Here is a 4,548-nt window from a genome sequence, read left to right as displayed (position 1 = left end):
GACCCTGGCCGGAGCCTTCTTTGGCATCCCGTTCGCCCTCGTTGTGCTCCAACGGTTGGCCATGGATCAAGCGAACCGCGTGGAACGAGCCGGCGCTCAACGGCTCGCGGTGCGTACCGGGCAAGAATTATGGGCTGTCGCGGTTGCCGCAACCGGAGCCAACAACACCGGGTCTCCGCCGAGTGCGTACCAAGCCATCGATCGCCTCTCATCTGCCGTGATGCAGATGAAGGCGCTGACCAAACATGCATTCTCGTTGTTCGGCGCCCCAGACAGTCTAACTGGCCTCAGCACTCAAAACGAGCGCTATGCGTTCACCAGGGAAGAGATTGAAAGCATGCTCAATGCCATCCAAGAGGCGGCTGGCGAGTGGAACTCAATCCTAGAAGATCGATCAAAATTCAGAGCGAACCTCGGCCATGTTCGAGCGCAGTGGGAATTCTTCACCGGCACAGTACGAGCGAGAGTGCTCGAAGCCGGTTTCTCGTGGATCGATCCCGTCCTCGAAGAGAATTTCTCTCGACTCCTCAATGCACTGGTTGCAAGTGAGTTGAATTCCTGGTTTCCAGCTGTACTCGAAAACTTTGGCGCCGCTTTGGCTGACGTCCCAAGCAGACAAGCTGACGTTTTCAATAGAATGTCTGCCCTCGATGCAATGGCCGGATTACGAAACTTCTCCCCCAGGGAAGAGACATCAATTGAAGTCGACATCTTCGTTATGATATATGCAGCACTCTGCGAATGCGACGGAGTGGTGACGGCGCTAAGGGAGTTCGTTGACACTTCCCAGCAGATTCGATATGCAGTTAGAAGTTTCTAAAGAGGCTCCGCGGGGGTAGCTTGACTGCGATTGGATGCACTGTTCTCGGCAAAGCAGTGCGCCTGATCATGATTTTTGACGGTTTCTGTCTTGGCTACGACGCGCGTGCGGCCACAAGTCGGATCCACGACGCGCCGAACTGGAGGTGCGTTCTTGGGGAGAGGCCGTGTCCACCGGGTTCTTCGGCCCCTCCCGCGTTTGGCCGGCCCGCTGGCGATAACGGGCCTCTGTGAGGGGTGCGGCGGCGCATCGAGGTCGGGGGCCGCCCGCGCCACATGGCGCCGCTGCGGGCGCCCACACCCCGGACTGCACTGCCCGGAACGCTTGCGAGTACGCCACCACTGGCTTGGCGGTACAGGTCGGCGTCGCTCGCGGTTCGCTGGAAGCGGAAGGTCGCACGCCTGGCCGCAACGCCGCGCACAATCGCCTACGACCAACCCCGGCAAGGGTCACAGTTTCGCTGTCGGGGAGGCAGTCATGGCCTGGGTGGAAGAGCACGGCGGCCACTACCGGGTCCGCTACCGGCGGTCCGGTCACATCGTCACCGACAGCACCTACACCAGCCGAGACGACGCCGCCGAGCACGCCGCCCGGCTGAACACCGCCACCCGAACCGTCCGGCACCACTTTCCGCTGCTGCCGGCTCCCCGGCTCGACGACTGGGTCACCACCTGGCTACCCGCCCACCTCGCCGCCGACTCCACCATGGCCCGCTACCGAAGCATGCTCCGCACGCACATCCTGCCCGCCTTCGGCAACCAACGTATCGACACCATCACCCGCCAGGACGTCAAAGCCTTCGCCCGGGACCTGTCCACCCACCTGTGCGCGCGGATGCCCGACACCATCACCCGCATGCTGGTGATCGCCGCCACCTACACCGGCATGCGGATCAGCGAACTCGCCGCCCTCGCTCGGAGCAACCCCCACCTCAACAACGCCACCCCGCACATCTCAACAACCACCGGAGCACTCCACGAAGTCGCCGGCCACCAAGTTCTCGGCCCACCGAAAACCTCGGCCGCACCCCGTCCGGCCGGTGGCTCTGGCGCACCGACTACAACAACCGCCACTGGCGCCCGCCTGCGACGGCCATCCCGATCGCAACTGGCCGCCCATCGGCGCCGGCATGCACTTTCACGACCTACGCCACCGCCACCGCACCTGGATGGACGAAGACCACACCCCCGAAGCGTTGCAAGCCCACCGGCTCGGCCACGCCATCCCCGGCATCCGCGGCGTCTACACCCACGCCACCCCCACCATGACCAGCCGGCTACTCGACAACCTCCACCACCGATGGCTCGACCACGGCGGCCACTGGTAACCCCCGACCGGCTGGCCCGAAGACCCCTCCTGACATCCGGGAGACCTCACCGCCGCCAGGCAGACAGGAGCATGGGGCACCGCAACCCGATCAGCCGTCGGTCGCCGGCAAGAGCAGACCGCCGTACCGGCGGTCATACCGACGAGCGTTACCAAGCCGGACGGGCAAAGATGATCTTGTGCTCCCGTCTTGCTCCCCACGTAAGGAGCAAGACGCGGAAGGCTCGTTACCGAGGTTCGGTAACGAGCCGTTGAGCTGCGCAAACGATGGTGGGCGATACTGGGATCGAACCAGTGACCTCTCCGGTGTGAACGTAGTCCGATCAGGCCGCTGACCAGCAAGAATACAGATCAGTGCAGCTCAGTCGCCGTCGCCCGACGCTGCTGAACGCCGTTCGGTGCTGTTCGGCGCTGCTGATTTCAACCCCGACTGCTCCCGGTCCGATCGTCGGTTTTGGGAGCAGCGCCGCACCACCCACGCTGAACAGCACGATTTCATCGTGGCAGTGCTCCCCACCATCGCTGAGGATGACCTCCGAACAGGGCAAACATCGTGGACGGCGAGGAGCAGGTTGCTCCCTACACCGCCGGCACCTGAGCCGATCTCAACAACGTGATCCAGTCAGCGCCCGTGCTCCCAACGCGCTCCCCATGAGCCAAGACCCCGATTTCCTACAAGCGGACGATTCGACTACGCCGAAACACCACTCTCACTGTCATGGCACCCCTCTGTGTCAAGAGGTGGCGAGAAATGGTGCTCTAAGGTGGTCTTCGGTGGGTCCGGGAAGTGACTTCTCCGAAGTGTCGATCTTGGGGTTTGGGTCGGCCGCGCTGGATTGCAGAGTCGCCCCCGCTTGTCCTCCCGGGCCCGTCCCGAGCCGCTTGGCGTCAGCGGCCATCTGCCGGTAGACGACGTCGGAGAGCCGTCGTTTCAGGGCGCGCATGGCTTCCATGGTGGTTTTGCCTTCGGCGAGTTTGCGCCGGTAGTAGCGGCGTCCTTCGGTGTCGTTACGGAGCTGGACGACGGCCATGATGTGCAGCACCGGCGTTGATACGCCGGTTCCCGGCCCGGGACAGGCGGTGCCGGTTCTGGTCGCCGGAGGACGCGTCGATGGGTGCGGTGCCGTTCCAGGAGGCGAAGTGGCCGCGGCTGGTGAAACGGCCGATGTCGGCGATGTCGCCGATGAGGCGGGCGGCGCCGGACGGGCCGATGCCGTGCAGCTCTTGCAGCCGGCTGCCGGTCGAGGCGACCAGTTCGGTCAGCTCGGCGTTCGCGACTTTGATCTTCTTGTCGATGGTGACGAGTTCGTGGATCAGTTCGGAGGCCGGCCAGCGGCGGGTCTTGCCGACCACGTCGCGTGGCCGCACGGTGTTGAGCAGCGCGCGGGCCTGCTGGGCGGACAGGAACTTCTTCGCCCCACCGGGGAGCAGTTCGAGCAGCAGGTGGTGCAGCCGGGAGACGATCTCGGTGCGGGCCCGGCCGAGTTGGTCGCGGCGGTCTACCAGCAGTCGCAATGCCACGGTGGTGTCGTCGACGGTGACCTGCCGCAGGCCGGGGGTTCGCAGGGCGACGACGGCGACGCTGTGGGCGTCGACCGGGTCGGTCTTGCGTCCTTGGCCGGTGGAGAAGACCCGGGCCCGGGCGGACAGTTTCGCGGGCACGTCGAGGACGGTCTCGCCGTCGGCGACCAGGCGCTGGGCGACGTGCCGGCCGATGCCGTTGCAGCCCTCGACCGCCCAGATCCGTTCGGTGTGCTCACGGCCGGCGACCAGCATGGCCTGATAGCCGTCGCTGTCGGTGCCGAACCGGCCCTTACCTAGCACGCGTTCGCGCTGGTCGATGACCTCGATGGTAGCGGAGCGTTTGTGCGGGGGCTCTGTTGCGTCGTCGCGCCTGGCGGCAGGCTGAACCCGTCGTCGGGGTGGTCCGATCAGATCGCTCGGGCGAGTTCGGCAAACGCCGCTGCGACCCGCAGGGCGGGCGGGACCTCCAGGCCGATCTCGTAGTGACCGCGCCGAAGATTCTGCATGAAGGCGTGTCCGGCGATGACGACGCCGGCGGTGCGGTCAGTTCGTAGGCCGCGCATCGGTCGCAGTCGGTGCTTGAGCTGGCCGTGATCGGCTTCGATCCGGTTGTTGGCATAGCGCTCGACGTGGTGCCATGCAGACGGGATCAATTCGTCGAGCACGGCTGGGTAAACCGGCGCCGCGTCGGTGACGACCTCGCTCGGCATCACCTTCAGCGTGGCCAGCGCCCGGCGGAAGAATCGGCGCGCGGCCTGGGCGTCGCGGCGCATCGAGACCAGCACGTCGATGACCTGCCCATACTGGTCAACGGCCCGGTAGACGTAACGCCACACCCCGTTGACCTTGACGTACGTCTCGTCCACGAACCACCGGTC

5 protein-coding genes and 1 pseudogene are annotated in these 4,548 nt (G+C 65.1%); 3 read left to right on the top strand and 3 right to left on the bottom strand.

The window, feature by feature from the left end:
* The 3 genes and pseudogenes from DMB66_RS58625 to DMB66_RS65070 all read left to right on the top strand — a co-directional run.
* A partial coding sequence (locus DMB66_RS58625; protein ID WP_233625597.1) for a hypothetical protein occupies nt 1-820 on the top strand: 820 nt, incomplete at its 5' end.
* Nucleotides 821-1,297: 477 nt separating this feature from the next.
* A pseudogene (locus DMB66_RS66425) lies at nt 1,298-1,621 on the top strand (N-terminal phage integrase SAM-like domain-containing protein); the annotation flags it as partial.
* A 367-nt stretch (nt 1,622-1,988) separates the two neighbouring features.
* The gene (locus DMB66_RS65070) at nt 1,989-2,147 is read left to right on the top strand and encodes a hypothetical protein (protein WP_233625596.1); all 159 of its coding nucleotides are present in this window, start codon (nt 1,989-1,991) and stop codon (nt 2,145-2,147) included.
* 733 nt (nt 2,148-2,880) lie between these two features.
* Here DMB66_RS65070 and DMB66_RS65065 read toward each other — a convergent pair.
* The 3 genes from DMB66_RS65065 to DMB66_RS58610 all read right to left on the bottom strand — a co-directional run.
* The gene (locus DMB66_RS65065) at nt 2,881-3,189 is read right to left on the bottom strand and encodes a hypothetical protein (RefSeq protein WP_233625595.1); all 309 of its coding nucleotides are present in this window, start codon (nt 3,187-3,189) and stop codon (nt 2,881-2,883) included.
* Entirely contained in the window at nt 3,155-3,970 is an 816-nt protein-coding gene (locus DMB66_RS58615; protein WP_233625594.1) for a transposase, read from the bottom strand. The genes DMB66_RS65065 and DMB66_RS58615 overlap by 35 nt, the downstream gene beginning before the upstream one ends.
* Nucleotides 3,971-4,077: 107 nt before the next feature.
* The coding region (locus DMB66_RS58610) for an IS6 family transposase (RefSeq protein ID WP_125812571.1) at nt 4,078-4,548 on the bottom strand (471 nt) is incomplete at its 5' end.

It is taken from the genome of Actinoplanes sp. ATCC 53533 (assembly GCF_003947245.1).
This window is presented reverse-complemented; position numbering and strand designations above follow the sequence as displayed.